Source organism: Gemmobacter sp. LW-1 (assembly GCF_001303875.1).
Lineage (GTDB): Bacteria > Pseudomonadota > Alphaproteobacteria > Rhodobacterales > Rhodobacteraceae > Gemmobacter > Gemmobacter caeni.
Window position 1 is genome coordinate 8,906 of record NZ_LJSC01000051.1, and the last position, 25,490, is coordinate 34,395.

At 63.9% G+C, this 25,490-nt stretch carries 30 protein-coding genes; 11 read left to right on the plus strand and 19 right to left on the minus strand.

All coding sequences use genetic code 11. The features are described 5' to 3' along the window. Nucleotides 1-925: MFS transporter (locus tag AO684_RS14095; protein ID WP_161806020.1), on the plus strand; the 925-nt coding region annotated here is incomplete at its 5' end. On the opposite strand, the gene AO684_RS14100 is transcribed toward AO684_RS14095, so the two are convergent. Continuing rightward, nucleotides 886-1,254 (minus strand): rhodanese-like domain-containing protein, encoded by a 369-nt coding sequence (locus tag AO684_RS14100; protein ID WP_054303696.1) that lies wholly within the window; start codon nt 1,252-1,254, stop codon nt 886-888. The two genes, AO684_RS14095 and AO684_RS14100, sit on opposite strands and share 40 nt — an antisense overlap. Before the next feature lie 198 nt (nt 1,255-1,452). On the opposite strand from AO684_RS14100, the gene uvrA reads away from it, so the two are divergent. Further along, entirely contained in the window at nt 1,453-4,305 is a 2,853-nt protein-coding gene (gene uvrA / locus AO684_RS14105; RefSeq protein WP_054303378.1) for an excinuclease ABC subunit UvrA, read from the plus strand. A gap of 15 nt (nt 4,306-4,320) precedes the next feature. On the opposite strand, the gene AO684_RS14110 is transcribed toward uvrA, so the two are convergent. The 6 genes from AO684_RS14110 to AO684_RS14135 all read right to left on the minus strand — a co-directional run bounded on the left by AO684_RS14110 (nt 4,321) and on the right by AO684_RS14135 (nt 9,863). Further along, a complete protein-coding gene (locus AO684_RS14110) occupies nt 4,321-4,725 on the minus strand; it encodes a hypothetical protein (protein WP_235451294.1) in 405 nt (134 codons plus the stop codon). 89 nt (nt 4,726-4,814) lie between these two features. Continuing rightward, nucleotides 4,815-5,021, minus strand: coding sequence for a DUF2892 domain-containing protein (locus AO684_RS14115; RefSeq protein ID WP_054303698.1), 207 nt, complete (start codon nt 5,019-5,021; stop codon nt 4,815-4,817). 107 nt (nt 5,022-5,128) lie between these two features. Beyond that, entirely contained in the window at nt 5,129-6,001 is an 873-nt protein-coding gene (gene mmsB / locus AO684_RS14120) for a 3-hydroxyisobutyrate dehydrogenase (protein ID WP_054303379.1), read from the minus strand. A 4-nt stretch (nt 6,002-6,005) separates the two neighbouring features. Beyond that, the gene (locus AO684_RS14125; RefSeq protein ID WP_054303380.1) at nt 6,006-7,043 is read right to left on the minus strand and encodes an enoyl-CoA hydratase/isomerase family protein; all 1,038 of its coding nucleotides are present in this window, start codon (nt 7,041-7,043) and stop codon (nt 6,006-6,008) included. Continuing rightward, nucleotides 7,040-8,179, minus strand: coding sequence for an acyl-CoA dehydrogenase family protein (locus AO684_RS14130; RefSeq protein ID WP_054303381.1), 1,140 nt, complete (start codon nt 8,177-8,179; stop codon nt 7,040-7,042). The genes AO684_RS14125 and AO684_RS14130 overlap by 4 nt, the downstream gene beginning before the upstream one ends. 184 nt (nt 8,180-8,363) lie before the next feature. After that, nucleotides 8,364-9,863 carry a CoA-acylating methylmalonate-semialdehyde dehydrogenase gene (locus AO684_RS14135; RefSeq protein ID WP_054303382.1) on the minus strand — a complete coding sequence of 500 codons (1,500 nt, stop codon included), beginning with the start codon at nt 9,861-9,863 and terminating at the stop codon, nt 8,364-8,366. Nucleotides 9,864-9,963: 100 nt separating this feature from the next. Here AO684_RS14135 and AO684_RS14140 point away from each other — a divergent pair, with 100 nt between their 5' ends. The 3 genes from AO684_RS14140 to coaD all read left to right on the plus strand — a co-directional run bounded on the left by AO684_RS14140 (nt 9,964) and on the right by coaD (nt 11,910). Then, nucleotides 9,964-10,848, plus strand: coding sequence for a LysR family transcriptional regulator (locus AO684_RS14140; RefSeq protein WP_054303383.1), 885 nt, complete (start codon nt 9,964-9,966; stop codon nt 10,846-10,848). Nucleotides 10,849-10,898: 50 nt separating this feature from the next. Next, nucleotides 10,899-11,333: a CBS domain-containing protein gene (locus AO684_RS14145; RefSeq protein ID WP_054303384.1), complete on the plus strand. Its 435-nt coding sequence runs from the start codon at nt 10,899-10,901 to the stop codon at nt 11,331-11,333. Nucleotides 11,334-11,418: 85 nt separating this feature from the next. Next, a complete protein-coding gene (gene coaD / locus AO684_RS14150; RefSeq protein ID WP_054303385.1) occupies nt 11,419-11,910 on the plus strand; it encodes a pantetheine-phosphate adenylyltransferase in 492 nt (163 codons plus the stop codon). Nucleotides 11,911-11,924: 14 nt separating this feature from the next. Here the strand turns inward: coaD and AO684_RS22040 are convergent, their stop codons facing one another. The 4 genes from AO684_RS22040 to gap (AO684_RS14165) all read right to left on the minus strand — a co-directional run bounded on the left by AO684_RS22040 (nt 11,925) and on the right by gap (AO684_RS14165) (nt 14,583). Continuing rightward, the gene (locus AO684_RS22040; RefSeq protein ID WP_170120519.1) at nt 11,925-12,092 is read right to left on the minus strand and encodes a hypothetical protein; all 168 of its coding nucleotides are present in this window, start codon (nt 12,090-12,092) and stop codon (nt 11,925-11,927) included. 216 nt (nt 12,093-12,308) lie between these two features. Continuing rightward, complete coding sequence (gene gap, locus AO684_RS14155; protein WP_054303699.1) at nt 12,309-13,310, minus strand: type I glyceraldehyde-3-phosphate dehydrogenase; 1,002 nt, start codon at nt 13,308-13,310, stop codon at nt 12,309-12,311. Nucleotides 13,311-13,424: 114 nt separating this feature from the next. Then, entirely contained in the window at nt 13,425-13,568 is a 144-nt protein-coding gene (locus AO684_RS22045) for a hypothetical protein (RefSeq protein WP_054303386.1), read from the minus strand. Nucleotides 13,569-13,578: 10 nt separating this feature from the next. Further along, the gene (gene gap / locus AO684_RS14165; RefSeq protein ID WP_054303387.1) at nt 13,579-14,583 is read right to left on the minus strand and encodes a type I glyceraldehyde-3-phosphate dehydrogenase; all 1,005 of its coding nucleotides are present in this window, start codon (nt 14,581-14,583) and stop codon (nt 13,579-13,581) included. A gap of 203 nt (nt 14,584-14,786) precedes the next feature. Here gap (AO684_RS14165) and AO684_RS14170 point away from each other — a divergent pair, with 203 nt between their 5' ends. Beyond that, nucleotides 14,787-15,758, plus strand: a complete 972-nt coding sequence (locus AO684_RS14170) for a DUF808 domain-containing protein (protein WP_054303388.1) — start codon at nt 14,787-14,789, stop codon at nt 15,756-15,758. 61 nt (nt 15,759-15,819) lie between these two features. Here the strand turns inward: AO684_RS14170 and AO684_RS14175 are convergent, their stop codons facing one another. The 7 genes from AO684_RS14175 to ssb form a co-directional block, all read right to left on the minus strand. Next, nucleotides 15,820-17,004, minus strand: coding sequence for a cytochrome P450 (locus AO684_RS14175; protein ID WP_054303389.1), 1,185 nt, complete (start codon nt 17,002-17,004; stop codon nt 15,820-15,822). 10 nt (nt 17,005-17,014) lie between these two features. After that, nucleotides 17,015-17,911 carry a DMT family transporter gene (locus AO684_RS14180; RefSeq protein ID WP_158640438.1) on the minus strand — a complete coding sequence of 299 codons (897 nt, stop codon included), beginning with the start codon at nt 17,909-17,911 and terminating at the stop codon, nt 17,015-17,017. A gap of 78 nt (nt 17,912-17,989) precedes the next feature. Next, nucleotides 17,990-18,733, minus strand: coding sequence for a triose-phosphate isomerase (gene tpiA / locus AO684_RS14185; protein ID WP_152968437.1), 744 nt, complete (start codon nt 18,731-18,733; stop codon nt 17,990-17,992). Nucleotides 18,734-18,795: 62 nt separating this feature from the next. Continuing rightward, nucleotides 18,796-19,155, minus strand: a complete 360-nt coding sequence (locus tag AO684_RS14190; RefSeq protein WP_054303392.1) for an iron-sulfur cluster assembly accessory protein — start codon at nt 19,153-19,155, stop codon at nt 18,796-18,798. A gap of 70 nt (nt 19,156-19,225) precedes the next feature. Further along, nucleotides 19,226-19,588, minus strand: a complete 363-nt coding sequence (locus AO684_RS14195) for an SUF system Fe-S cluster assembly protein (protein ID WP_054303393.1) — start codon at nt 19,586-19,588, stop codon at nt 19,226-19,228. 64 nt (nt 19,589-19,652) lie between these two features. Continuing rightward, nucleotides 19,653-20,594 carry an acyltransferase family protein gene (locus AO684_RS14200; protein ID WP_054303394.1) on the minus strand — a complete coding sequence of 314 codons (942 nt, stop codon included), beginning with the start codon at nt 20,592-20,594 and terminating at the stop codon, nt 19,653-19,655. A 25-nt stretch (nt 20,595-20,619) separates the two neighbouring features. Next, the gene (gene ssb / locus AO684_RS14205) at nt 20,620-21,186 is read right to left on the minus strand and encodes a single-stranded DNA-binding protein (protein ID WP_054303395.1); all 567 of its coding nucleotides are present in this window, start codon (nt 21,184-21,186) and stop codon (nt 20,620-20,622) included. A gap of 245 nt (nt 21,187-21,431) precedes the next feature. Here ssb and AO684_RS14210 point away from each other — a divergent pair, with 245 nt between their 5' ends. The 4 genes from AO684_RS14210 (at nt 21,432) to AO684_RS14225 (ending at nt 23,542) form a co-directional block, all read left to right on the plus strand. Further along, a complete protein-coding gene (locus AO684_RS14210) occupies nt 21,432-21,677 on the plus strand; it encodes a PepSY domain-containing protein (RefSeq protein ID WP_054303396.1) in 246 nt (81 codons plus the stop codon). Nucleotides 21,678-21,755: 78 nt separating this feature from the next. Continuing rightward, the gene (locus AO684_RS14215) at nt 21,756-22,283 is read left to right on the plus strand and encodes a cytochrome b/b6 domain-containing protein (RefSeq protein WP_054303397.1); all 528 of its coding nucleotides are present in this window, start codon (nt 21,756-21,758) and stop codon (nt 22,281-22,283) included. A gap of 23 nt (nt 22,284-22,306) precedes the next feature. Beyond that, nucleotides 22,307-22,843 carry a helix-turn-helix transcriptional regulator gene (locus AO684_RS14220; RefSeq protein ID WP_054303398.1) on the plus strand — a complete coding sequence of 179 codons (537 nt, stop codon included), beginning with the start codon at nt 22,307-22,309 and terminating at the stop codon, nt 22,841-22,843. Nucleotides 22,844-22,936: 93 nt separating this feature from the next. Beyond that, a complete protein-coding gene (locus AO684_RS14225; protein ID WP_054303399.1) occupies nt 22,937-23,542 on the plus strand; it encodes a lytic transglycosylase domain-containing protein in 606 nt (201 codons plus the stop codon). 102 nt (nt 23,543-23,644) lie between these two features. On the opposite strand, the gene serS is transcribed toward AO684_RS14225, so the two are convergent. Next, nucleotides 23,645-24,934 (minus strand): serine--tRNA ligase, encoded by a 1,290-nt coding sequence (gene serS, locus AO684_RS14230; RefSeq protein WP_054303400.1) that lies wholly within the window; start codon nt 24,932-24,934, stop codon nt 23,645-23,647. A 217-nt stretch (nt 24,935-25,151) separates the two neighbouring features. Here serS and yajC point away from each other — a divergent pair, with 217 nt between their 5' ends. After that, nucleotides 25,152-25,481, plus strand: coding sequence for a preprotein translocase subunit YajC (gene yajC, locus AO684_RS14235; RefSeq protein WP_054303401.1), 330 nt, complete (start codon nt 25,152-25,154; stop codon nt 25,479-25,481). Nucleotides 25,482-25,490: the final 9 nt, after the last annotated feature.

A 25,490-nucleotide genomic window follows, 5' to 3' on the forward strand; every position in this document is an offset into this window, starting at 1 on the left:
CCCGCCACTGGCCGTCATGCTTGCCCTGCGCGTGCTGGAGGGGCTGAGCCATCTGGCCATCGTCATCGCCGCACCGGTGATGATCGCGCAGACCGCGCCGCCCGCCCGGCTGGGTCTGGCCATGGCGCTGTGGTCCACCTTCTTTGCCTTCACCTTCACCGCGCTGGCACTGCTGGGGCGGCCGCTCGCCGATGCGGCGGGGCCGGGCGCCCTGTTGCTGGCCCATGCGGGCTGGATGGCGGCTTTCGCGGCGCTGCTCTGGCGGATGCTGCCCGCCGATCCGCCACGCCCCCGCACACCGCTCTTTCCCGGCGGGGTGCTGCGGGCGCATCTGGCGATCTATGCCTCGCCGTTCATCGCCGCGCCTGCCACGGGTTTTGTCTGCTATACAGCTACTTACGTTGCACTTCTGACCCTGCTGCCGCCGTTCGCGGGTGAGGGGCTGCATGCGGTGATGGCAAGCCTTTTGCCTCTGGTTTCCATCGCGGGGTCATTGACGCTGGGGGTCTGGCTGATGGGGCGCCTTGGCGCTGTGCGGGTGGTCATGCTGGGCTTTGCACTGGCCGTGATCGGTGCCACAGCGCTCTGGCTCGGCTGGCCGTCCGAGGCGCTGGGGCTGGGCGCGAGCCTCTGGATCGGGGCTGCGCTGGGGCTGGTGCAGGGGGCGAGCTTTGCCGCCGTGCCCGCGCTCAATGCCAGTGCAGGTGACCGTACGCTGGCGGCGGGGGCCATTGCGCAACTGGGGAATGTCGGCACCACGCTGGGCACGCCGCTTCTGTCGGCGCTGATCCTTGCGCATGGAGTCATGGCAGTGCCCGCCTTCGTGGCGCTGTGTTCTGCGACCGGGATTGCCCTGCATCTTGTGCAGGGCTGGCGGCGCGGGCGTCAGACCCGTTCAATCGCGCCGCCACCCGCCTGCCAGTGACCGAGGCCCCCGAGGTTATAGACTTCGGTGTAACCCATGCCCAAAAGCGTATCGGCGGCCATGCCCGACCGGCCGCCCGAGGCGCAGTAAAGGCAGATCGGGGTGTCCAGCGCCACGCCCTTGGGCAGATCAGCCGCGCCCGGCGCCATACGGCTTTGCAGCGCCATCAGCGGCACATGCACTGCGCCCCTGGCCTTGCCGCTGGATTTCAGCTCGGAAATGTCGCGCACGTCGATCAGCACGAGATCGCCCCTGGCAGCGCGCGCCACGGCATCGGCGGGGGCGATGGGTTTGCAACGATGGGCAGAAGGTTTGAGGAAGGAAAACATGCGCGGCTCCGACTCCGGCTTGAGGAATTTGTATTCAAATAAATGAATGTGATTGCTTTGCAAGAGGATCAAATCATCCTCTGCCCACAAAATCGTGACTTTTGCGGAAAATCACAAAAGTTCACCAATTGTTCACGTTTTCCGGTTGGCGATTCCCCGGTGATGCCTTAAATCTTGGCCGTCTCAGTGAGGTCGGTCATGGCGGAACAGAAGTTCATCGAGGTGCGCGGCGCGCGCGAGCACAATCTGAAGGGCGTGGATCTGGACATCCCGCGCGACCAGCTTGTCGTCATCACCGGCCTGTCGGGGTCTGGCAAATCCAGCCTCGCCTTCGACACGATCTATGCCGAAGGCCAGCGCCGCTATGTCGAAAGCCTGTCGGCCTATGCGCGGCAGTTCCTTGATATGATGGGCAAGCCGGACGTGGACCATATCTCGGGTCTGTCGCCGGCCATTTCCATCGAACAGAAGACCACCTCGAAGAACCCGCGCTCGACCGTCGGCACGGTGACCGAGATCTACGATTACCTGCGGCTGCTGTTCGCCCGCGTCGGCACCCCCTACAGCCCCGCCACCGGCCTGCCGATCGAGGCGATGCAGGTGCAGGATATGGTCGACGCCGTGCTGGCGATGGAGGAGGGCACGCGCGCCTATCTGCTGGCGCCCATCGTGCGCGACCGCAAGGGCGAATACCGCAAGGAATTTCTGGAGCTGCGCAAGCAGGGCTTTCAGCGGGTGAAGGTGGACGGGCAGTTCTACGAGCTGGATGAGCCGCCGACGCTGGACAAGAAGTTCCGCCATGACATCGACGTGGTGGTGGATCGCATCGTGGTGCGCCCCGATCTGGCGACGCGGCTGGCTGACAGTTTCCGCACCGCACTGGATCTGGCGGATGGCATCGCCGTGCTGGAAACCGCGACAGACACGCCGGAACGCAAGACGTTCTCGGAAAACTTCGCCTGTCCGGTTTCGGGCTTCACCATCCCGGAAATCGAGCCGCGGCTGTTTTCCTTCAACGCGCCCTTCGGGGCCTGCCCGGCCTGCGACGGGCTGGGGGTGGAGCTGTTCTTCGACGAACGGCTGGTCGTGCCCGACCAGAACCTGACGCTGGCGCAGGGGGCGATTGCGCCCTGGTCGAAATCCAAAAGCCCGTATTTCCTGCAAACCATTGAATCGCTTGCCAAGCATTACAACTTCGACCGCAAGAAGAAGTGGAAAGACCTGCCCGAGAAGGTGCGTCAGGTGTTCCTTTACGGCTCGGGCGGCGAGGAGATCGAGTTCCGCTATGACGAGGGTGGCCGCATCTATCAGGTGACGCGCACCTTCGAGGGCGTCATCCCCAATATGGAACGCCGCTACCGCGAGACCGACAGTTCCTGGTCGCGCGAGGAGATGGAGCGCTACCAGAACAACCGCCCCTGCGGCACCTGTCACGGCTATCGTCTGAAGCCCGAGGCACTGGCGGTGAAGATCGCCGGCCTGCATGTCGGCGAGGTGGTGCAGATGTCGATCCGCGAGGCGCATGCCTGGATCGGCACGGTGCCGGAGCACCTGACCAACCAGAATAACGAAATCGCCCGTGCCATTCTGAAGGAAATCCGGGAACGCCTTGGTTTCCTTGTGAATGTCGGTTTGGATTACCTGACGCTTTCGCGCAATGCGGGCACGTTGTCGGGCGGTGAAAGCCAGCGTATCCGGCTGGCGAGCCAGATCGGCTCGGGTTTGACCGGCGTGCTTTATGTGCTGGACGAACCCTCCATCGGGCTGCACCAGCGCGATAACGACCGGCTTCTGGGCACGCTGAAGGGGCTGCGCGATCAGGGCAATACCGTGCTGGTGGTCGAGCATGACGAGGATGCGATCCGCGAGGCGGATTATGTGTTCGACATTGGCCCCGGTGCCGGGGTGCATGGCGGTCGCGTGGTTGCGCATGGCACACCCGAGGCCATCGCTGCCGATCCCGCCAGCCTGACCGGGCAGTATCTGGCAGGCCAGCGTGAGATCGCGGTGCCAAAGGTCCGGCGCGAAGGGAACGGCAAAAAGCTTACTGTTGTAAAGGCTTCGGGCAATAACCTGAAAGATGTGACGGTGGATTTCCCGCTGGGGAAATTCGTCTGCGTGACCGGCGTGTCGGGCGGCGGTAAATCGACCCTGACCATCGAAACTTTGTTCAAGACCGCCGCAACGCGGCTCAACGGTGCGCATGAGACGCCCGCGCCCTGCGAGACGATCAAGGGGTTCGAACATCTGGATAAGGTGATCGACATTGACCAGCGGCCCATCGGCCGGACACCGCGGTCGAACCCCGCCACCTATACCGGCGCCTTCACGCCGATCCGCGACTGGTTCGCCGGTCTGCCGGAATCCAAGGCGCGCGGCTATCAGCCGGGACGGTTCAGCTTCAACGTGAAGGGCGGGCGCTGCGAGGCCTGTCAGGGCGATGGCGTCATCAAGATCGAGATGCACTTCCTCCCCGATGTCTATGTCACCTGCGAGACCTGCAAGGGCCACCGATATAACCGCGAGACTTTGGAGATTCGCTTTAAAGGCAAGAGCATCGCCGATGTTCTTAATATGACATGTGAGGATGCGCGCGAGTTCTTCAGCGCCGTTCCGGCCATCCGGGACAAGATGGAGGCGCTGTGTCAGGTGGGCCTTGGCTATATCAAGGTCGGGCAGCAGGCCACGACGCTGTCCGGCGGCGAGGCCCAGCGGGTGAAGCTGTCAAAAGAACTGAGCCGCCGGGCGACGGGCCGCACGCTCTACATCCTCGACGAACCCACGACGGGTCTTCATTTCGAGGATGTGCGCAAGCTGCTGGAGGTGCTGCACGAACTGGTGGAGCAGGGCAATACAGTGGTGGTGATCGAACATAACCTCGACGTCATCAAGACCGCCGACTGGCTCATCGACATCGGCCCGGAAGGCGGTGATGGCGGTGGGCGGATAGTGGCGACCGGAACCCCGGAGCAGGTGGCGCAGGTTGCCGAAAGCCATACAGGCCGTTACCTCGGCCCGATGTTGATGCCGAAAAAGGTGGCGGCGGAGTGATCCGCCGCCCATCGGTCAGTTCAGGATTGCATTGACCGCGCCCATCAGCGCCAGAATTTCATGGGTGTTGCGGTCGACGCGGTAGACATAATCACCGGCCCGATAATAGGTGCCGTCCATAAGCCCATACCGCAGCGGATCTTCGATCAGGATGTAGTCGCGGCGGATCACATCACCCTGACGATAGATAACCACCCGGTCGTCGCGCACCACCTCACGATGCACCCGGTCCTTCGCCAGACCGGGCGGCACGCAGGCGGGCGATTTTTTCGCGAGGCCTGGCGGGCAATGCGACTGTGTGTAGATCACACCATGCCGCTCTTTGTGGTGTTTCTTGCCATGGGCCTTGCCATCGGCAAGGGCAGGGCCAGCCATCGCAATTGCGGCGACCAGCGCGACGGAAATCTGTTTCATCAGCATCGGAACCTCCTCTCGCTGTCGGGGAGGAAATCCCCGACCTGCATTCAGGGTTCCACAAGCATTTTTCCGCTTGGCGGCTCTTTGCCGGTTCAGCCGCGTTTCAGCGGGCAGGTATTTACCCCAAGGACCGAATACAGCGGGCAGGTCGACAGAAGCCCGGTCAGCAGCGGCACGATGCCGATAAGCTTGGCCCAGTGCCAGAAACCGCCGCCCTGATCCACGAAGAACCAGACCAGCAGAGCCGCCCCGATGACGATGCGCAGGATGCGGTCGATACCGCCGACATTGGTGGGCATGGGAACCTCCGTTTCGTTCCGCAGCGGGAACATTTCCATATTCATAATATGGAATGAAACGGGGCAAAAGTCACGCGGCGCCTTGACGCGGGCGCCGCGCAATCGCCTCAGGCGCGGCCCCGCTTTTCAAAACGCGGCAGCATGGCCGAGAAATCCATCCCTCGCCCGGCCTCGTCTTCGACAAAGCGGCGGTAAAGCTCGGCTGCAAGCTGACCCATAGGGGTATCGGCATCGGCCGAAACCGCTGCCTGCTGGCTGAGGTTCAGGTCTTTCAGCATCAGTTCCGCCGCAAAACCTGGCTTGTAGCCATTGTCGGCGGGCGAGGCGGGACCAACACCCGGCGCCGGGCAATAGGCGTTCATGGTCCAGCTATAGCCTGACGAGGTGGAAACCACGTCGAACATCTTCTGCCGGTCGAGGCCCAGTTTGTCAGCCAGTGCAAAGGCCTCGCAAGTGGCGATCATGGTCACGCCGAGGATCATGTTGTTGCAGATCTTCGCGGCCTGTCCGGCGCCTGAGGCGCCACAATGCACCGCCTTCTGCCCCATGATGTCAAAGAGCGGCTTCACCGTGGCAAAAGCCGCATCCGCGCCGCCCGCCATGAAGGTCAGCGTGCCATTGGTGGCGCCGCCAACCCCGCCCGATACCGGCGCATCCAGAGCGCCCACCCCTGCCGCCTGCGCCTGATCCGCCACGGAGCGCGCGCTGTTGACATCCACGGTGGAGCAATCGCACAACACCGCGCCCGCCGTCATCGCAGGGATCACCTCCGCCGCCACGCTGCGCAGGATGGCGCCATTCGGCAGCATGGTGATGACGACTTCGGCGTCTGTCGCCGCCTCGGCCGCCGTTGTGGCCCTGGTCACGCCGTCCGGCATCGGGGCGGTCAGGTCGAAGCCCGTGACCGCATGGCCCGCCTTCACCAGATTGGCCGCCATCGGGCCACCCATGTTGCCAAGGCCGATGAATCCGATCTTCATGCTGTTACTCCGTAAAGGTCAGGGTTTCGGCGCCCAGCGGCGCCAGCAGGGCATCGACCTCGGCCGCCGTCACCTCGGCGCCCGAGCCATGGCGCCAGCGCGGCTTGCGATCCTTGTCGATCACCATGGCGCGAATGCCTTCCAGAAAGTCGGTCATTTCCTGCGCGCGATGGGTGACACGATATTCCATCTCCAGCGCCACAGGCAGGGCCACATCGGCGGGCAGGCGATGTTGCATCGCAAGCGTCGTCGCCACGGCGAGCGGCGCCCCCCGGTGCAGCGCCTTCAGCGTGTCGCGGGCAAAGGCGCAATCCTTGGCAGCAAGGCTCGCCTCGATCACCGCCAGATCGGCGCTGGCAAAATGCCGGTCGATGTCGGCTTGCTGGCCGGGCAGGGTGCCCGGCTCGGGCGCTTTCAGGAAGGGTGGCAGCACGGCAATCTCGCCGGAGCGTTCCAGCGCCGCGATGAGCGCGGGCCAGTCCGCTTCGGGCACGAAATGATCGGCAAAACCGGCATAGATCGCATCCGCCGGTCCCATGCGTGTCCCGGTGGCCCCCAGATAGCAACCGAGCCGCCCCGGCCCGTGCCGCAACAGCGCCGAGCCACCGACATCCGGCACCAACCCGATGGCGCATTCCGGCATGGCGATCTGTGCGCTTTCGCCGGCGATGCGGTGGCTGGCGTGGCAGGCTACACCCACACCGCCGCCCATGCAGAAGCCCTGCACCAGCGTGACCACTGGCTTGGGATAGGCGCCGATCCGGGCGTTCATCCGGTATTCGTCACGCCAGAACTCTTGCCCATATGCGACATTACCCGCCGTGCCTTCGGCATAAAGCTCGGCAATATCCCCCCCGGCACAGAAGGCACGGTCGCCTTCGGCGTCGATCACGACCAAAGCGACTTCCGGGTCATCGGCCCAGGCCACCAGCGCCGCATCCAGCGCCTTGCACATCTCGTAGCTCAGCGCGTTCAGCGCCTTCTGGCGTGTCAGGGTCACGCGGCCCGCACGCCCGACCTTGCGGAGGAAAATATCGCTCATGCCGAAACCAGCGCGCGCGAGATGATCAGACGCATGATCTCGTTGGTGCCTTCCAGAATCTGATGCACCCGCAGGTCGCGCACGATCTTTTCCACCCCGTAATCGGCGAGGTAGCCATAGCCGCCATGCAGTTGCAGGCACTGGTTCGCCACATCGAAAGCCGCATCGGTGACATAAAGCTTGGCCATGGCGCAGAACTTTGTGGCATCCGGCGCGCCGGTATCCAGCTTCCATGCCGCCTGTCGAAGGAAGATGCGCGCCGATTGCAGCTTCACTTCCAACTCGGCCAGACGGAATTGCAGCGCCTGGAACTGATCGAGCGTCTTTCCGAAGGCCCGCCGCTCTGCCATATAGGCCAGCGTCGCGTCAAAGGCCGCCTGCGCGCCACCCAAGGCGGAAGCAGCGATGTTCAGCCGCCCGCCATCCAGCCCGGCCATGGCATAGGCAAAGCCTTTGCCTTCCTCGCCCAGCAGGTTCGCGGCAGGCACCGCGCAATCATCCATCTGCACCTGACGGGTTGGTTGCGCGCGCCAGCCCATCTTGTCTTCCAGCCCGCCAAAGCTCAGCCCCGCCGCGCCATCTTCGATCACCAGCGCCGAAATCCCCTTTGGCCCCTCGGCGCCACTGCGCGCCATCACGATATAGGCATCGGAATAGCCGCCGCCCGAGATGAAGGCCTTTGTGCCGGTCAGCCGCCAGCCCTGATCGTCACGCACCGCCTTTGTGCGCAGTGCAGCGGCATCGGACCCTGAGCCGGGCTCGGTCAGACAGTAGGAAAACACCTTTTCCATGCTGCACAGGCCGGGCAGGTAGCGGGCCTTCATCTCGGCACCGCCGAATTTGTCGATCATGCCGCCGCACATGTTGTGGATCGACAGGAAGGCCGAAACCGCCGGGCAGGCCATGGCCAGCGCCTCGAACACCAGCGTCGCATCCAGACGGCCCAGGCCGGTGCCGCCAAACTCCTCGCTGACGTAAAGCCCGCCCAGACCCAGTTCGGCCACCCTGGTCCACAAGTCACGCGGGATGGTGCCCGCCGCCTCCCATTCCCGCGCGAAGGGGGCAATCTGTTCCTGCCCGAACGCCTGTGCCATTTCGAAAATGGCCTGTTGTTCCTCGGACAATGCAAAATCCATCCCGAGCCTCCTCCGCTGGAATTGAACACATGTTTATTTCTGGATTGTTGCGAGAGTTTTGCAAGGGTCGATCTTGCCGGGCCTCACGCGACCCGCCCCCATTTTCTGTCCGAAAATATCCTCGGGTGGTGAATGCGCCGTCAGGCGCAGAGGGGGGCAGACAGCCCCCCTCGCAACGTCGAACTCAGTCCAGCGCCTTGAAGTTCAGCGCCGCGCCTTCCTTGATCCCCGAGAACCAGCGCGCCGTCACCGTCTTGGTCTTGGTGTAGAAGCGGAAGGCATCCGGGCCATACTGGTTCAGGTCGCCGAAGGCGGATTTCTTCCAGCCGCCGAAGGTGTAGTAGGACAGCGGCACCGGGATCGGGAAGTTGATGCCGACCATGCCGACATTCACCCGGCTCGCAAAATCGCGCGCGGTGTCGCCATCGGCGGTAAAGATCGCGGTGCCATTGCCGTAATCGTTGTCGATCACCAGTTGCAGAGCATCCTCATAGGTCTTGGCGCGCACGGTGGACAGGACCGGGCCGAAGATCTCCTGCTTGTAGATGTCCATGTCGCGGGTCACGTTATCGAACAGGGTCGGTCCGACGTAGAAGCCGTTCTCGTAGCCCTGGATTTTCAGGCCACGACCATCGACCACGATCTTCGCGCCCTGATCCACGCCTGAACCGATCAGGCCAAGGATGCGCTCTTGCGCCTGTTTCGTGATGACCGGCCCGAAATCCACGTCATTGCCGGCGGTATAGGGGCCGACTTTCAGCTTTTCGATGCGCGGCACCAGCTTTTCGATCAGCCGGTCGGCGGTTTCATCACCCACCGGCACTGCGACCGAGATCGCCATGCAGCGTTCGCCCGCCGCGCCGAAGCCCGCGCCGACCAGCGCATCCGCCGCCTTGTCCAGATCGGCGTCGGGCATGATGAGCATATGGTTCTTGGCGCCGCCGAAGCACTGGGCGCGCTTGCCGTTGGTGGTGGCGCGACCATAGATATATTGCGCGATCGGGGTCGATCCGACAAAGCCGATGGCCTGCACCGTCGGGTTGTCGATCAGCCCGTCCACGGCTTCCTTGTCACCGTTCACCACCTGAAGCACGCCGTCAGGGATACCAGCCTCTTTCGCCAGTTCTGCCAGGCGCAGCGAGGTGGAGGGCACGCGCTCCGACGGCTTCAGGATCACCGCATTGCCGCAGGACAGGGCGGGGCCCATCTTCCACAGCGGGATCATGGCGGGGAAGTTGAAGGGGGTGATGGCGGCCACCACGCCCAGCGGCTGCCGCATCGAATAAAGGTCGATGCCCGGACCGGCGCTGTCGGTATATTCGCCTTTCAGCAGGGCGGGGGTGCCCATGCAGACCTCGATCACTTCAAGCCCGCGCTGCACATCGCCCTTGGCGTCGGGGATGGTCTTGCCATGTTCGCGGGCGACCAGTTCAGCCAGTTCATCCATGTGCTGATTGATGAGGTCGCCGAATTTCATCATCACCCGCGCGCGGCGCTGCGGGTTGGTGGCGGCCCATGCGGGCTGCGCCTTTTCTGCCTCGGCGATGGCATGGGCCAGCTCATCGGCGCTGGCCAGCGCGACGCGCGCCTGCAATTCGCCGGTGGCGGGGTTGAAGACATCGGCAAAGCGGCCCGACTTGCCCGCCACCATCTTGCCGTTGATCCAGTGTCCGATCTCTTGCATTGGAATCCTCCCGATCTGCTGGCGCTACAATAGGCTTGCAAATTTCACGGCAAAAGCGGCAAGTTTCCAAATCAGTTTTGCAATTCTGCAAAGGTGGGCGATGGACTGGGACGATCTGAAACTGTTTCTGGCGGTGGCGCGCAGTGAAAGCCTGTCGGGGGCAGGGCGGGCGCTGCGGCTTGATCCGGCGACAGTCGGCCGCCGTGTGGCGCGGCTGGAAGAGGCGCTTGGCGCGCGGCTCTTTGTGAAAAGCCCGCAGGGATATGCGCTGACGGACGAAGGCGCGCGCATCCTCGCCCATGCCGAACGCGCCGAGCAGGCGGTGACCGGCGTGACCGAGGAATTGCGCGGGACGCAAGGTCTGACCGGACAGATCCGGATCGGCGCGCCGGATGGCTGCGCCAATTATCTGCTGCCGCAGGTTCTGGCCGCGATCTGCGACGCCAATCCAGGGCTGGAGGTGCAGATCGTCGCCCTGCCGCGCGTCTTCAACCTGTCGAAACGTGAGGCAGACATGGCTATCGCGGTGTCGCGGCCTGAAACCGGGCGACTGACGGTGCAGAAGCTGACCGATTATCGCCTGAGCCTTGCCGCCTCGCGCGATTACCTTGCGAAGCATCCACCGATCACCGGCCCCGATTCGCTGCACGGCCACAGGATCGTCGGCTATATCCCCGACATGATCTTCGACAAGGAACTGGATTACCTCAGCCAGCTTGGTCTCGATGCGGTGCCGCTGGCGTCCAATTCGGTTTCGGTGCAACTCAACTGGCTGCGGCACGGCGCCGGAATCGGTGTGGTGCATGACTTTGCCCGCCCCGCGGCGCCGGAACTGGAACGCATCCTGCCGGATATGCGTTTGACCCGAGCGTTCTGGCTGATCCGTCACGCCGACGATCAGCGTGTAGAGCGACTCAACCGCTTTGCCGATCTCCTTGGAGACGGCATTCGTAAAGAAGTATTACGCCTGGAAGCTGTCTCTTGACATAAAATTGCGCAGGCGCAAGGCTTTGTACATGAGCCAAGGAGGTTGCCATGCATGTCGCGCAGATTCTCAAGACCAAGTCGGATGATGGGGTTGTCACCGTCGCCCCCGGCACCAGCGTCGCCGAGGTTGCGCATGTTCTTTCGATGCGTCGCATCGGGGCGGTGATCGTGTCTTCCGACGGCAAGCACCCGGCTGGCATCGTTTCGGAACGCGATATCGTGCGCGAACTGGGCAGGCGCGGGCCGACCTGTCTGGCCGAGGCGGTGGATGGGCTGATGACCACGAAGCTCGTCACCTGTTCGCGGGATGAAACGACTCATGACGTGTTGCAGAAGATGAGTGCGGGCCGCTTCCGCCACATGCCGGTGATGGAAGGGGACGAGATGATCGGCCTCATCTCCATCGGTGACGTGGTGCAATCGCGGCTGATGGAACTGGCCGCCGAGAAGGACGCGCTGGAAGGGATGATCAAGGGCTTCTGAGCCTCTTGCCGCATCGCGGCAAATTCGCACTTGCAAAGCGCCGCGCAATATTGTTGCGTGGCGCCAGCAAATGAGGGGGGAGCCCATGCGCATCGGCCTGTATCCCGGCACGTTCGACCCGATCACGCTCGGCCATGTCGATATCATCCAGCGCGCCATGCAACTGGTGGACCGGCTGGTCATCGGCGTGGCCATCAACCGTGACAAGGGGCCGCTGTTCTCGCTTGAGGAACGGGTCGCCATGGTCGAGGCGGAATGCGCCGGAATCGCCAAAGCCTGTGGCGGCGAGATCGTGGTGCATCCGTTCGAGAATCTGCTGATCGACTGCGCCCGCGATGTCGGCGCGCAGGTCATCGTGCGCGGCCTGCGTGCCGTTGCCGATTTCGAATACGAGTTTCAGATGGTCGGGATGAACCGGGCGCTGGATAACAGCATCGAGACGGTTTTCCTGATGGCCGATGCCCGGCGTCAGGCCATTGCCTCAAAGCTGGTGAAGGAAATCGCCCGGCTTGGCGGGGACGTGTCTAAATTTGTCACGCCCGATGTTCAGGCGGCCTTGCGCCGCAAATACGGCTGAGGGGCAGGGGCTTTTCAGCCCCGGCCATAAACCGCCTGATGCGCGATGCGATGCGCGTCGCCGGGGAACAGCCCCAGATCCAGTGCCACATCCTGCGGCAGCCGCGCGATCTCGTTGCGGGTTTCGATATAGCGCGCGCGTTTTTCCGCGGCGGATTTCAGGCGGGCGATGAGGTTCGTCATATCTTTTCCTTCCACATCTCGTGGCGTCAATGTGTCAGGCCGGATGCCTGTCACACTGCCTAGATGCGCTCGAAAGGTAGCGCTAACAAGGTGAGCCCGGGCAATGCCGCAATGCAGCATCCGCATGGCTGGAGGAAAAGACAAAGGGCGCCCGAAAGCGCCCCAGATCTCTTGCAGGAAATTTGCAAGGATTTTCAGAAAAATCCCTGGCGGGGCTCAGATCAGCTTGCCCATGGCCACGGCGGTGTCCGCCATGCGGTTCGAGAAACCCCATTCATTGTCATACCAGCTGAGGATCGACACGAAGCGGCCGTCCATCACCTTGGTCTGGTCCATGTGGAAGATGCTGGAATGCGGGTCATGGTTGAAGTCGGACGAGACATTCTTGAACAGCGTGTAGCCCAGAATGCCCTTCAGCGGGCCATCGGCAGCCGCCTTGATCGCGGCATTCACCTCTTCCACCGTAGTGTCGCGCTTCGCGAGGAACTTCAGATCCACGACCGAGACATTGGGCGTCGGCACCCGGATTGCGAATCCGTCGAGCTTTCCCTTCAGATCGGGCAGCACCAGACCCACCGCCTTGGCCGCGCCAGTGGAGGTGGGGATCATCGACAGGGCGGCGGCGCGGGCGCGATACAGATCCTTGTGCATCGTATCCAGCGTCGGCTGGTCGCCGGTATAGCTGTGGATCGTGGTCATCATGCCTTTTTCGATGCCGATGGCATCATTCAGCACCTTGGCGACGGGGCTGAGGCAGTTGGTGGTGCAGGAGGCGTTGGAGACGATCAGGTCATCCGCCGTCAAAGTGTCGTGGTTCACCCCGTAGACGATGGTTTTGTCGGCACCCTCGCCGGGGGCCGAGATCAGCACGCGTTTCGAGCCATTTTCCAGATGCGCGAGGCATTTTTCCTTGCTGGTGAAGATGCCGGTGCATTCCATCACCACATCGACATCCGACCACGGCAGGTCCGCCGGGTTCCGCAGGGCTGTCACCCGCATCGGGCCACGACCGACGTCAATCCAGTCGTCTCCGGTGGTGACCTTGACCGGGAAGCGGCCATGGACGGAATCGAAGCGCAGAAGGTGTGCGTTGGTTTCCACCGGACCCAGATCGTTGATCGCCACGACCTCGATATCGGTGCGGCCCGATTCGATGATGGCGCGCAGAACGTTGCGCCCGATACGTCCGAATCCGTTGATAGCAACTTTGACGGTCATGGCTGCCTCCTTGTCCATGCACGGCCCGGCCGACGAATCGGCCAGCTCTGGTAGCGCTAACATGGCGAAAACAGATCAAAGATCAACCGAAAACTCCGCGACCCAGGGGCTGCGTCACTTCCAGAAGCGCAGGTAATCCATCAGGCTCAGCAACTTGCGGGCCAGAAAAATAAGACTGGCCCCGTCGTTCAGGAAAACGTCGAGGCCGACAAGACCCACAATCAGCAGGCCAAGAACAAGAGCGATGCGGTCGGTCACGACCCCTCCGTTACTGGAGGAGCCGCCCCATCGCACCGGCCACATCGGCCATCCGGCAGGAGAAGCCCCATTCATTGTCATACCATGCCAGAACGCGGACGGTCCGGCCGCCGACGACCTTGGTCTGGTCAGGGGCGAAGATAGACGAATGGCTGGTGTGATTGAAGTCGATCGAGACCTTGGGCTCCGGGTCATAGGCCAGAACCGCACCCATATGGCCGGCAGCGGCTTCGCGCACGATCTCGTTCACATCGGCGACGGTCACATCCTTGCCTGCTACGAAGGTCAGGTCGACCGCCGAGACGTTCGGCGTCGGCACACGGATGGCGGAACCGTCCAGCTTGCCCTTCAGTTCCGGCAGCACCTCGCCGATGGCCTTGGCGGCGCCGGTGGAGGTAGGGATCATCGCCATGGCGGCGGCGCGGGCGCGATACAGATCCTTGTGGCGGCGGTCCAGCGTCGGCTGGTCGCCGGTGTAGGAATGGATCGTGGTCATGATGCCGCTTTCGATCCCGATGGCATCGTTCAGTACCTTGGCCAGCGGCGCGAGGCAGTTGGTGGTGCAGGAACCGTTGGAGACGACCAGATGTTCCGACAGCAGCGAACGGTGGTTCACGCCGTAAACGATGGTCTTGTCGGCATTCTTGGCGGGGGCCGACACCAGCACGCGCTTGGCGCCACGACCAAGGTGGACGGCGGCCTTGTCGCGGTCATTGAACTTGCCGGTGCATTCCAGCACGACGTCGATGCCTTCCCAGTCCAGCTCGTCAGGGTTGTAGGTCGACATCACCCGGATCGGGCCGCGGCCCAGATCCAGCGTATCGCCCTCGACCGAGACCTTGCCGGGGAAGCGGCCATGCACGCTGTCATATTTCAGCAGATGGGCATTGGTTTCAATGGGGCCGGTGGCGTTGATCGCCACGACCTGCACATCGTTGCGGGCAGATTCCGCGATATGCGCCAGGGTGCAGCGCCCGATGCGGCCAAAGCCATTGATGCCGATGGTGATGGTCATGTCTCGCGTCTCCGTGGTTCCAGCCCCGCAACTGCGGCAGGCTATAAACTGATGCGGGGGAGTCAGGGAAGCTGGAAAACGACACATTTTCAAAATGTTAGCGCAAACTTCCGGTGTTTTCGCTAACAAATATTGCCCTTTGGCACCTTTTCGCCGCGCCGCAGCTTCGCTAGTCTGACGGGGCGTGCGATGTGGAGAATGTAATGAGCGGTTTGCTGGCACTGCTGGATGATGTGGCGGCCATTGCCAAGGTCGCGGCGGCTTCGGTCGATGATGTGGCGGCCGCGGCGGCCAAGGCGGGGGCCAAGGCGGCTGGCGTCGTGATCGACGATACCGCGGTGACGCCTGCCTATGTGCATGGTTTCTCTGCGGATCGGGAATTGCCGATCATCGGACGCATCGCGCTGGGTTCGGTGCGCAACAAGCTGCTGATCCTGTTACCCGCGCTGCTGGCGCTGAATTATTTCGCACCGGGCTTCATCACCCCGCTTTTGATGCTGGGCGGCAGCTATTTGTGTTTCGAAGGGGCGGAAAAGGTGCTGCACCTGTTCGCGCCCCATGCCGATGCGGCGGTGGAGCAGGATTTCGATACCCGTGATCCGGCGCATCTGGAGGAAGAAAAGGTCGCGGGTGCCATCAAGACCGATTTCATCCTGTCGGCCGAGATCATGACCATCTCGCTGGCCGCCATTCCCGACAGCGGCCCGTGGATGGAGGCCATCACCCTCGCCGTGGTGGGGGTGATGATCACGGCGGCGGTTTATGGTGCTGTCGCGCTGATCGTGAAAATGGATGATGTAGGCCTGCACCTGGCCCGCACCGCGCGCGGATCTGCGGTCCGGGGCCTCGGGCGCGGGCTTGTGCGGGGGATGCCGAAGCTTCTGGCGGTGCTGTCCTCGGTCGGGACGCTGGCGATGCTGTGGGTCGGTGGCAATATCGTAATTCACGGGCTGCATGAGCTTGGCCTCCACGAACCCTATGCCAGCATCCATCATCTTGCCGAACTCGCCGCCGGGGCCGTGCCGGTGGCGACCGGGCTGGTGGCCTGGGCGGTAACGGCTTTCTGTGACGGGGTGCTGGGGCTGCTTTATGGATTGCTGCTGGTCCCGGTGGTGACGCGGGTTATCGGGCCGGTGGTGGCGGCGCTGACCGGGCGCAAGCCGGCGGCGCATTAACCCTGGCCCGGCGCGGGTGCCGCGCCGGGGATTTTGAGTATTTTTGCAAGAAGCAAGAGGCTCAGGTCGCGGTGACGCGGAGGGCTTCGAGCCCGTGGAAATGGTAGACATCGCCGTAACGTGGCGGTGCGGCGAGGCGCAGGCCGGGCAGGCGCTCGAACAGGATCGGCAGCGCAATCTGCAATTCCAGCCGGGCCAGAGGGGCGCCGACGCAGAAATGGATGCCCGCACCAAAGCTGAGGTTTGGTTTCACCGGGCGGGCAGGATCGAAACGGGCGGGCGTATCGAAGGCGGCCGGATCGCGGTTGGCGGCAGCGAGCAGGATCTGCACCTCGGCGCCTTTCGGGATGCGGGTGCCCATGACCTCAACCTCTTCATAGGCCCAGCGGGTGAAGGCGTGCAGCGGCGGATCAAGGCGCAGGATTTCCTCCACCGTGCCCGTGATGGCCTCTGTGGAGAGGGTGCTGCGCGGGGTTTCGTGTTCAAGAAGCAGCTTCACCCCATTGCCGATACTGTGCACCGTTGCCTCGTGCCCGGCGTTCAGCAGCAGGATGCAGGTGGTGATCAGCTCGTCGGTCGACAGTTTCTCGCCCGCTTCCTCGGCTGCGATCAGCGCGGTGATCAGGTCGTCGCGCGGGGTCTTGCGGCGGTCTTCGGCATAGCGGCGCATGAACGCGACGAAATCCTGGGTCGCGGCCACCGCCGCATCCTCGCGCGCGCGGTCGCGTCCGGCCTGATACATGCCGACCATGGCATTGGACCAGCGCAGCAGGTCCGGTGCCATTTCTTCGGGCACGCCCAGCAGGCGGGCGATGACGATGACCGGCAGGCGCTGGCCGAACTCCGCCAGCAGATCGAATTCACCTTGCGGAAGCCCGTCGATCAGATCGTGGCAGAGCGCGGTGATTTCCGGCGCCAGCGCGGCGATACGGCGCGAGGTGAAGGCGCGCAGCACGAGACTGCGCAGGCGGGTGTGGCGCGGCGGCTCCAGTTCCAGCATGGAATGCGCCTCGACCGCGTAGAACGGGGCGAGCCGGTCGGGGATTGGCTGTCGCGCCCCGGGCGGGATTTCACGGCCGAAGCGACGGTCGCGGTAGATCGCATTGGCGGCGGCGTAATTGCCTGTCGAGATCAGCCCGTAATCCTGCCACAGGAAGAACGGCCCCGCGGCGCGGGCGCGTTCATAGAACGGGTAGGGGTTCTGCACAAAATCGGGATCGGTAGGCGACTGGCTGAAGCTTTGCATTCTGGTTCCGTCAGGAGGGGGATCGGGCCAGTGCGGGCCGGTGCTGTGCGATCAGCACGCCTGTGCCCACGATGGCCGCGCCCAGAGCCTGAACCCAGTTCCATGGCTGTCCCAGCAGGCTGAGAAACAGCATCACATAGAAGGGCGCCGCGTTCATATGCAGTGCCGCGAAGCCGATGCCAAGATGCGAGACCGAGGCGATCCACAGGATCTGGCACAATGCCATGCCGCAGATCGAAAATACCGCGAGTGCCGCGACTTCGGTCGGGCCGATGGCGGCCCATTGCACCGCTGGCCCGCCTGTCAGGGCGGAAATCCCGGCGCCAATGCCGGTGGCAAGCCCCGCGCCCGCCAGGGTGACGGTGGTTCGGCCCCATGCGCTCAGCCCTGGCAGGGCGGTGACGCTGAACCGCGAGCCGAGCGTATAGGCGAGGATCGAGGCGGCGGCGCAAAACGCGCCGAAGCCCAGATCCACCGCGCCGAGGGTGCCACCAAGACTGACGATACCGCCCGCGACCGAGAGGGCAAGGCCAAGGGTCAGCGGCAGGGTCAGCCGCCGCCCGTCAGCCGTGCATTCGATGGCGATGCCGATGACCGGCATGGCGGAAGAAATCACCGCCACTGTCACCGGATCGGTTGCCGCCTGTGCCATGACCAGCAGCACGCCGCTGAGCCCGAAGCTCAGCCCGCCCAGCACAAGGCCCCGGCGCCATGGTGCGGCACGGAGTCGGGCGGGGCCTTCGATCAGCAGCCAGACCGGCAACAGCACCGCCGCCGCGATCGACATGCGCATCGCAGTCAGGGGAAGGGCAGGGATCGGCCCGATCAGATATTCGGCGGCGGGCAGGCCCATGGCCCAGACCAGCATGGAGCCGAGGCAGAGAAGGTTTGCCAGAAGCGGAGTCATCGGGATGCGCATGACGCCAGACTGGCGCGGGCCGCGCGCAGCCGCGCGGCCAAATGCGACCGGCCATGTCGCTGAGGATCAAGCTGCCGACAGCGCCGCGACGATGGCGCCGAAATCGGCGGCTTTGAGGCTCGCCCCGCCCACCAGCGCGCCATTGACCTCGGCCGTGGCAAAGATTTCGGCCGCATTCGAGGGTTTCACCGAGCCACCGTAGAGCAGGCGGATACCCTTGGCCGCCGCACCGAAGCGGCTGACCAGTTCGGCGCGCAGGAAGCGGTGGACCTCGGCGATTTCATGCAGAGTGGGGGTGCGGCCCGTGCCGATGGCCCAGACCGGCTCATAGGCGATCACGATATTTTCCGGCGTGGCGCCATCGGGCACCGAGCCTTCGACCTGCCGCCCGACCACGGCCAGCGCCTGACCGGCATCGCGTTCCGTCTCGGTCTCGCCGACGCAGATCACGGCGACCAGACCGCTTGTCCAGGCGGCTTCGGCCTTCGCGCGGACCTGCGCATCGGTTTCGCCATGATCGGCGCGACGTTCGGAATGGCCAAGGATGACGTAAGACGCCCCTGCCTCGGCCAGCATCGGTGCGGAAACATCGCCGGTATGGGCGCCAGTGGCCCTGGCGTGGCAATCCTGCCCGCCAATGCGCAGCGCAGTGCCATGGGCGGCGCGGGCCATGCGGTCGATCAGCGTGGCGGGCGGGCAGAGCAGCATGTCACAACCGGGGGCCGGATGCGCGGCGGTCAGCGCCACCACTTCGGCCAGATCGGCGGCGGTGCCGTTCATCTTCCAGTTTCCGGCGGCCAGTCTGCGCATATCCATCCCTTTCCAAAAGTTCGGAAGGGGTTATGCCAAACCTGTCCGCCGGTGGGAAGGGTTCAGCTTGCGGGGGCGTCGCGGAACTTGATGGATTCGCCGCAACCGCAGGCCTCCACCACATTCGGATTGTTGAAGCGGAAGCCTGCTTCCAGCGCCGAAACCTGATAATCAATCTCGGTTCCGAAGAGGAACATCTGCGCCATGGGGGCAATCAGCACCCGCGCGCCGTCCTGTTCGATCACCTCGTCCAGCGGATTCACCTCGGAGACGTAATCCATGGTGTATTCCATCCCGGCGCAGCCACCCTTCTTGACGCCGATGCGCAGACCCTGCGCCGCCTGTTTTTCCATCAGACGGAGGATCTGCCTGGTCGCAGCGGGGGTCAGTGTGACGGCTTGCTTGCCGGGGATGCCGAACATCGGGTTGGTCCTTATGCTATGGCACAAACATAGGTTTTTGCGCCTGCCACCTCAAGGGGTGGCACGGGGGTTACATGAACCCCAGTTCCAGCCGCGCCTCATCGGACATCATTTCCATGCCCCAGGGCGGATCGAAGGTCATCAGCACGCGCACCGATTGCACGCCCGGCACGGCCTCCACAGCGTCCTGCACCCAACCCGGCATCTCACCCGCGACCGGGCAGCCGGGAGCGGTGAGGGTCATCACGATCTCCACCTCGTTCGCGCTGCCGATCTCGACCGTGTAGACAAGGCCAAGGTCGAAGATGTTCACCGGAATCTCCGGGTCGAACACAGTGCGGCAGGCCTCCACCACATTGTCGTAAAGCGGATGGTCGGTGGTGGAGGGTTTGATGAGGGGGGCGCCCTCGATCTGGTCCTGAGCCTCGGTCATGGGTCTCTCGCGATTTAGTTGACCGAATATATAGGGATTGCCGGGCGAAGGTCCAGAGCGGGCGTTACAGCAACCGGCGCGCCAGCCCGCTGCGGATCATCCCCCAGCCCAGCAGGGCAGAGCCGGCGAGCGCCCAGAGGAAAACCAGAGGGTAGGGCAGGTCGGTCAGGCGGATCGTCCAGGCCACGAAGAACACATGTAAAAAGTAGATCGCATTGGCCATGGTGCCGTAATCGCGGGTGGTCTTGCTGCGGCCCATCAGCGCCCAGAGCACAAGCGCAGGTGCGGCGACGGCCAGCCCCAGCAGGTTGTCATGGCTGACGCCCTGCGGGGCGATGGCCTCCAGCGCCAGCGATTCCAGCGGCAGCGCGGCGCAGGCCAGCAGGGCGACAATGCCGACATGGTTCCGGTCCAGCCGGTCAGGCAGGTCGTGACGGCGGATCAGCAGGCCGAGCAGGAAGAAGGGCAGACCGAGGAACAGCCCGTTCCGGTGCAGCCAGACCGGGCTGCCCACCCAATAGGGCGTCGGAGGCCAGATCTGCCAGGCAAAGCCCCACATCACCGCCGCTCCGGCCAGAAAGGCCAGACCGGCCAGTGCCAGCAGGCGTTGGGTTGACCAGTGCGCGACCAGAGTCGCAAGCGCGGCAGCCAGCGCGGCGGCGATCAGATACCAAAGATGCCACCAGCCCACCGCCCAGACCCGTCCGATGGTCAGCCAGTCCGAGGCGAAGAAGGCACTTTGCCAGACCGGCAGGTACAGCGCCATCCAAACCAGATACAGCCAGACCAGCCGCCGCAGATAGAGGCCGACGGTGCCGGCAGCCACGCGCGGCTGGAAGAAATAGCCATTGATCACAAAGAAGGCGGGCACGGCGACCCGAAACAGCCCGTCACCGGTGATCAGCACCACGGCGCGGCTGTCGATCCCAAAGGGATTGACGTGGATGCCGACCACCATGACGGCCAGCGCCAGCTTCAACAGGTCAAGCGTGCGGCGGCGTTGCATGGCGGTCGGTCAGCTTGTCCGGGGCTCAGAACGGGATTTCGTCATCCATATCGTTGCGGCCACCGCCGCCGCCGAAGCCACCCTGCTGGCCACCGCCGCCACCTGAACGGCCACCGCCGTAACCACCACCCGAACTGCCGCCATAGCTTCCACCGCCCCGGCCACCCTCGTAATCATTGCCGCCGCCGTAGCCGCCACCCTGATCGTCATAGCCGCCACCGCCCGAGCCGCCGCCTTCGCCGCGCCCATCCAGCAGTGTCAGCTCGCCCCGATAGGGACGCAGCACGATTTCGGTCGTGTAGCGATCCTGGCCGCTCTGATCCTGCCATTTGCGGGTTTCCAGCTGGCCTTCGATATAGACCTTGCTGCCCTTGCGCAGATATTGTTCGGCGATTTTGGCCAGCGGCTCGCTGAAGATGGCGACCGAATGCCATTCGGTGCGCTCCTTGCGCTCGCCCGAGTTGCGGTCGCGCCAGGTTTCAGAGGTGGCGATGCGCAGGTTCACGACCTTGCCGCCGTTCTGGAAGCTGCGCACCTCCGGGTCGCGGCCGAGGTTCCCCACGATGATGACCTTGTTGACCGAACCCGCCATGCGCACTCCCTCGATTCTCGTCCGCGAGGCCAAGGCTGGCCCGCTTTGGTAAACATTCCGTTGTCTCTCCTATAACGGGCCGGGGGGCGGGCTTCAACGCCTGCGAAAACCCCCTGCAACCGGGGTTGCAGGGCCGGTTCCTGCGACCCGCTGCGGATGGCGGCCCGGCAGATCACCGGGCAAATCGGCCCCAGCCCTGCCACCACGGCACGGCGCAACCCGAAACGCTCCCGAAAGGACGCAAGATGAAAACCCTTCCCCTCCTCGCCGCCGCTTTCCTCGCCGTTGCCGCTCCGGTCTTCGCTTCGGGCGACAAGATCGACGATGCGACCCGCGAGAAGGTCACCGCCGCCATGACCGCGCAGGGCTACGAGGTCCGCAAGGTCGATATGGAAGACGGCATGATCGAAGTTTACGCCGTGAAAGACGGCAAGACTTTCGAACTGTACCTTGATGACGCCATGAACATCGTCAAGTCGAACGACGAATAATCCGCCGCACCCGGCCGGTTCGTCCGGGAGGGCGGACCGGCTGTCGACGGTGTGCAGTGATGAAGCAGGATGCGAAGCATGACTGAAAAAACCTACATATGGGACGGCTTCGTGCGTCTCTTTCACTGGTCACTGGCGCTGGCCTTTGCGGCCAATGCCCTGTTCACCAATCCCGAACACGATCTGCACCACTGGATCGGGTATTTCGTGCTGGCCCTTGTCGCCGCGCGGATCGTCTGGGGGGTGATTGGCAGCCGCCACGCCCGGTTCAGCGATTTCCCGCCCAGCCTTTCCGCCGCCTTCGATCAGGCCGCCGAAATGGCTGCATGGCGCCGCCGCCCGCATCACGGCCATTCGCCGCTGGGTGCGCTGATGATCTATAACCTGCTGATCACGCTGATTATTGTCGGTATCAGTGGATATATGCAGACCACGCTCATGTTCTTCGGGCGGGAATGGGTTGAGGAACTGCACGAGGTCGCGGTGACCTGGGCCGAGATTTCGGTGGTCGCCCATATCGCTGCCGTTGCGCTGGAAAGCCGCCGCCTGCGGATCAACCTTCCCGTGTCGATGGTTACGGGTTACAAGAGACTTCCCCGCGACTGACCGACAGACGGAACTGCCCGACCATGCCTTTCACTCCCGCGCGCCCGATCGGCCTCGCCGCGCTGATCCTGTTTCAAAGTGTCTGCGTGTTGTTTTTCATCGCCGATGTGATCGAGGATATCGGGGCCGAGGGCTGGGCAAGCGTCCGCGACCTGCACACCATGCCGGAACTGGGGGCGACCATCGGCCTTGTGCTGGGGGTCGCTTTCGAATTGCGCTACCTTCTGCGGCTTCTGCGCCGCCAGGCGCAGCTGGAACGGCAGATGAGCGTGGCGGCCGGGGCGCTGCACGAGGTCATGGAGAACTATTTCCGCGACTGGAAGCTGACCCCCTCGGAGCAGGACATCGCGGCCTTCACCATCAAGGGCTATTCCATCGCCGAGATCGCGGGCTTCCGCGGCTCTGCCGAAGCGACGGTGAAGACCCATCTGAACGCCATCTACCGCAAGGCCGGAGTGACGGGGCGCGGGCAATTGACCTCGCTCCTGATCGAGGATCTTCTGCGCGCGCCGCTGGTCAGTGGCGGCGGGAACCTGCCGAACGCTCCGGCGCAGGGCTGACCGGGCCGGGGCGGCGGGCGGCGAATCCTCTGGCAGACGAGACGAAAATTCGTATAGTCCTGCCCAACGGAATTAGGTGCCGAAGGTTTGCTCATGCGTCGGAAAGTGGTTTCGCTCGCCCTGGTCGCGGGGGTCTCGCTCTGCGGGCCGGTTCATGCGGACGGGCTGAAACTTTCGGGCTCCACCAAGAACCGGGGTTTGCTGTTCAAGTCGCAGACGGCGCTGCTGGATGGCCGTCTGGCCAAGCAATATGAAGGTTCCGACCGTCTGAAGCCCAACAAGCCGAAGATCGAGAACGCGGCCGCCGCGGCGGTGCCGCGCTATTCGGGGCGCTACAAGGGCCAGTATCTTGAGGTCGCCAAGGCCATGGCGCGCAAGCATGGCGTGCCGGAAGACATGTTCCTGCGGCTGGTGCAGCAGGAAAGCGGCTGGAACCCGAATGCCGTCTCACCCAAGGGGGCAACCGGCCTTGCACAACTGATGCCCGATACCGCAAGACTGCTGCGCGTCGACATCAATGACCCGCATCAGAACCTGGAAGGCGGCGCGCGCTATCTGGCGATGATGTATGGCAAATTCGGCAACTGGCGTCATGCGCTCGCGGCCTATAACGCCGGTCCGCTGGCCGTGGAAAAGCATGGGGGCATCCCGCCCTATGCCGAAACCAAGAACTATGTGAAGGTGATCCTCGGCAGCTGATCGGCCGCCGTCCCGCACCCTGCGCCTTTATCCTGGCACAAATATCCTCGGGGTGAATTGCCGCAGGCAAGAGGGGGCAGAAAGCCCCCTCCCTTCGTTCTGTCAGGCCAGATCGCCGTTCGCTGCGATGCGCCGCTTGCCGCCCAGATAGGGCCACAGCGCTTCGGGCAGATCGACAGAGCCGTCGGCCTGCTGGCCATTTTCCAGCACGGCAATCAGGCAGCGTCCGACCGCCAGACCCGATCCGTTCAGCGTATGTACAAACTCGGGCTTCCCGCCCGCAGGGCGATAGCGCGCATTCATCCGCCGCGCCTGGAAATCGCCGCAGACCGAGACCGAGCTGATCTCGCGATAAGTGTTCTGCCCCGGCAGCCAGACCTCAAGGTCATGGGTCTTGGTCGCGCCAAAGCCCATGTCGCCGGTGCAAAGCACGATGGTCCGGTAGGGCAGGCCCAGCTTCTCAAGGATCGCCTCGGCACAGCGGGTCATGCGCTCATGTTCGGCAAGGCTGGCCTCGGGCGTGGTGATCGACACCATCTCGACCTTCTCGAACTGGTGCTGGCGCAGCATCCCGGTCGTGTCCTTGCCCGCCGATCCGGCCTCGGACCGGAAGCACTGGGTATGAGCGGTCATGCGGATCGGCAGCGCGGCCTCGTCCAGAATGTCGCCCGCGACCGTGTTGGTCAGCGTCACTTCCGATGTGGGCACGAGCCACCAGCCATTCGTGGTCTGATAGCTGTCTTCGGCGAATTTCGGCAGCTGGTTGGTGCCATACATCGCCTCTTCCTTGACCAGAACCGGGGTCCAGGTCTCGGTCAGCCCGTGGTCTCCGACATGGGTGTCCAGCATCAGCTGCGCCAGCGCGCGATGCACGCGGATCACCGCGCCGCGCAGCACCACGAAGCGCGAGCCCGACAGCTTCGCGGCAGTTGCGAAATCCATCCCCGGTTTCACGCCGGCGATGTCGAAATGCTCTTTCGGCGCGAAATCAAAGGTGCGGGGTGTGCCCCAGCGGCGCAGTTCCACATTCCCCGCCTCATCGGCGCCTTCGGGCACTTCGGGCAGGGGGCTGTTCGGTATGCGCATCAGCATGTCACGCAGCGCGGCATCCTTCTGATCGGCCTCGGCGGTCATCGCCGCGATCTCGGCCTTCTTCTGGGCCACCAGCGCGCGCAGACGCTCGAATTCCGCGTCGTCGCCCTTAGCCTTGGCCGCGCCCACCTGTTTGGAGGCCGCGTTCTGCGCCGCCTGTGCGGTTTCGGCCGCATGGATCAGCGCGCGCCGTGCCTCGTCCAGCGCCAGCACCTCCGACGACAGCGGCGAAAGACCCCGGCGTGCCAGGGCGGCATCGAAAGCGGCGGGATTTTCGCGGATGGCGCGGATGTCGTGCATTTCTCTGATCTCCAAGTCACGAATGCCCTTCATATGCAACATCGGCGCGCCGTGGTGAAGCGGAAAGGCAGTGCGCCCCTTGGCTGCCCGCTCGCTCACACCTATGTGCAGCGCGGGCAGGCACCTGCGTGCCTTGCCTTGAACCCGGGGCGCGGATAGGTTGCGCCACCGAAAGAGCCGGCCCGCCGGCCCATGCCTAACGAGAGGACGACCGCCCATGTTCGTAACCCCCGCCTATGCGCAGGCCGCCGGAGCAGGCGCCGCCTCGGCCTTTACCAGCTTCGTGCCGCTGATCCTGATTTTCGGCATCATGTATTTCCTGCTGATCCGCCCGCAGCAGAAGAAGATGAAAGACCACAAGGCCATGGTGGAACAGCTGCGCCGCGGTGATCAGGTGCTGACCCAGGGCGGGATCGTCGCCAAGGTGGTGAAGGTGCATGACGACGGCATGCTGGATGTCGAGATCGCGCAAGGTGTCGTCGTCAAGACCCCGCGCCAGACCATCGCCCAGGTTATGAACAAGACCGAGCCTGCCGCGGCCGCCTGAGGCCCGGCA

Excerpts from the sequence above, each read along its gene's own strand:
- AO684_RS14100 (WP_054303696.1), bottom strand. The coding sequence starts at position 1,254 with ATGTTTTCCTTCCTCAAACCTTCTGCCCATCGTTGCAAACCCATCGCC.
- uvrA (WP_054303378.1), top strand. The coding sequence starts at position 1,453 with ATGGCGGAACAGAAGTTCATCGAGGTGCGCGGCGCGCGCGAGCACAAT.
- AO684_RS14110 (WP_235451294.1), bottom strand. The coding sequence starts at position 4,725 with ATGCTGATGAAACAGATTTCCGTCGCGCTGGTCGCCGCAATTGCGATG.
- AO684_RS14115 (WP_054303698.1), bottom strand. The coding sequence starts at position 5,021 with ATGCCCACCAATGTCGGCGGTATCGACCGCATCCTGCGCATCGTCATC.
- mmsB (WP_054303379.1), bottom strand. The coding sequence starts at position 6,001 with ATGAAGATCGGATTCATCGGCCTTGGCAACATGGGTGGCCCGATGGCG.
- AO684_RS14125 (WP_054303380.1), bottom strand. The coding sequence starts at position 7,043 with ATGAGCGATATTTTCCTCCGCAAGGTCGGGCGTGCGGGCCGCGTGACC.
- AO684_RS14130 (WP_054303381.1), bottom strand. The coding sequence starts at position 8,179 with ATGGATTTTGCATTGTCCGAGGAACAACAGGCCATTTTCGAAATGGCA.
- AO684_RS14135 (WP_054303382.1), bottom strand. The coding sequence starts at position 9,863 with ATGCAAGAGATCGGACACTGGATCAACGGCAAGATGGTGGCGGGCAAG.
- AO684_RS14140 (WP_054303383.1), top strand. The coding sequence starts at position 9,964 with ATGGACTGGGACGATCTGAAACTGTTTCTGGCGGTGGCGCGCAGTGAA.
- AO684_RS14145 (WP_054303384.1), top strand. The coding sequence starts at position 10,899 with ATGCATGTCGCGCAGATTCTCAAGACCAAGTCGGATGATGGGGTTGTC.
- coaD (WP_054303385.1), top strand. The coding sequence starts at position 11,419 with ATGCGCATCGGCCTGTATCCCGGCACGTTCGACCCGATCACGCTCGGC.
- AO684_RS22040 (WP_170120519.1), bottom strand. The coding sequence starts at position 12,092 with ATGACGAACCTCATCGCCCGCCTGAAATCCGCCGCGGAAAAACGCGCG.
- gap (WP_054303699.1), bottom strand. The coding sequence starts at position 13,310 with ATGACCGTCAAAGTTGCTATCAACGGATTCGGACGTATCGGGCGCAAC.
- gap (WP_054303387.1), bottom strand. The coding sequence starts at position 14,583 with ATGACCATCACCATCGGCATCAATGGCTTTGGCCGCATCGGGCGCTGC.
- AO684_RS14170 (WP_054303388.1), top strand. The coding sequence starts at position 14,787 with ATGAGCGGTTTGCTGGCACTGCTGGATGATGTGGCGGCCATTGCCAAG.
- AO684_RS14175 (WP_054303389.1), bottom strand. The coding sequence starts at position 17,004 with ATGCAAAGCTTCAGCCAGTCGCCTACCGATCCCGATTTTGTGCAGAAC.
- AO684_RS14180 (WP_158640438.1), bottom strand. The coding sequence starts at position 17,911 with ATGACTCCGCTTCTGGCAAACCTTCTCTGCCTCGGCTCCATGCTGGTC.
- tpiA (WP_152968437.1), bottom strand. The coding sequence starts at position 18,733 with ATGCGCAGACTGGCCGCCGGAAACTGGAAGATGAACGGCACCGCCGCC.
- AO684_RS14190 (WP_054303392.1), bottom strand. The coding sequence starts at position 19,155 with ATGTTCGGCATCCCCGGCAAGCAAGCCGTCACACTGACCCCCGCTGCG.
- AO684_RS14195 (WP_054303393.1), bottom strand. The coding sequence starts at position 19,588 with ATGACCGAGGCTCAGGACCAGATCGAGGGCGCCCCCCTCATCAAACCC.
- AO684_RS14200 (WP_054303394.1), bottom strand. The coding sequence starts at position 20,594 with ATGCAACGCCGCCGCACGCTTGACCTGTTGAAGCTGGCGCTGGCCGTC.
- ssb (WP_054303395.1), bottom strand. The coding sequence starts at position 21,186 with ATGGCGGGTTCGGTCAACAAGGTCATCATCGTGGGGAACCTCGGCCGC.
- AO684_RS14210 (WP_054303396.1), top strand. The coding sequence starts at position 21,432 with ATGAAAACCCTTCCCCTCCTCGCCGCCGCTTTCCTCGCCGTTGCCGCT.
- AO684_RS14215 (WP_054303397.1), top strand. The coding sequence starts at position 21,756 with ATGACTGAAAAAACCTACATATGGGACGGCTTCGTGCGTCTCTTTCAC.
- AO684_RS14220 (WP_054303398.1), top strand. The coding sequence starts at position 22,307 with ATGCCTTTCACTCCCGCGCGCCCGATCGGCCTCGCCGCGCTGATCCTG.
- AO684_RS14225 (WP_054303399.1), top strand. The coding sequence starts at position 22,937 with ATGCGTCGGAAAGTGGTTTCGCTCGCCCTGGTCGCGGGGGTCTCGCTC.
- serS (WP_054303400.1), bottom strand. The coding sequence starts at position 24,934 with ATGCACGACATCCGCGCCATCCGCGAAAATCCCGCCGCTTTCGATGCC.
- yajC (WP_054303401.1), top strand. The coding sequence starts at position 25,152 with ATGTTCGTAACCCCCGCCTATGCGCAGGCCGCCGGAGCAGGCGCCGCC.